The organism is Lyngbya sp. CCY1209, from assembly GCF_035615495.1.
Taxonomy (GTDB): Bacteria; Cyanobacteriota; Cyanobacteriia; order Cyanobacteriales; family Microcoleaceae; genus Limnospira.
Genome location: NZ_JAJENU010000297.1, coordinates 1 through 646, shown reverse-complemented (window position 1 = coordinate 646; position 646 = coordinate 1). Strand labels below are relative to the sequence as shown.

Here is a 646-nt window from a genome sequence, read left to right as displayed (position 1 = left end):
CGATCGCCTGTTATTCTCCCCCCCTGGACGCGGCGGGAAATTCCGTGGCGGGATTATTTTTGATCGAGGAAATGGCGTGATCGCTCGTTCTCAGCCTGTTTGACTGACGGAAGGAATCGTCCGGGGCGATCGATGCGGACGAAAGGACTTGAACCTGCTAATTAGGTTTAAACCCCCATTCTACCGTTGCTAAAATCTACTCATACTGCACAACGAGTCAAGAGTGAGTAAAAAATGAGTATTAACTCAAAGCCTCCAACTGTAGGGGGGGACGGACTCTATGACGAGTCCTATCAGAAGTTCCTGGCAGCATACCATACTCACCGAGAGGATTGTCCCCGGGGGGTGAGGCTTAAGCTCCAAAAGGAAAAAGGGGGACGATACCACCTCTACCTGCAATTCAAGCAGCCGGGGACGGGCAAGCGCTCTCCTAAACCTTGTGGAGTGGATTGCACCCCTATGGGAGTCATCCAAGCCGTAGAGAAGGCTCACAAGGTCAGGGAAGCATTAGACCGTATTCCTACCGTCTCCGAGTTTTGGCAATGGTACGACACCGAAATACTAGGCAAGAATACGTGAATAGGTCGGGAGCTTGATAGCCCTGCTGCTTTAGCGCGGGGTGGAAAAGCGACTCGTGCGGCTTTAG

The 646-nt window shown here is 52.3% G+C and carries 1 protein-coding gene; it reads left to right on the top strand.

The genetic code is table 11. From position 1 onward, the window contains the following. Positions 1 to 2 precede the first annotated feature (2 nt). Positions 3 to 80 (top strand): hypothetical protein, encoded by a 78-nt coding sequence (locus LKE08_RS29265; protein WP_375341410.1) that lies wholly within the window; start codon positions 3 to 5, stop codon positions 78 to 80. Positions 81 to 646 lie beyond the last annotated feature (566 nt).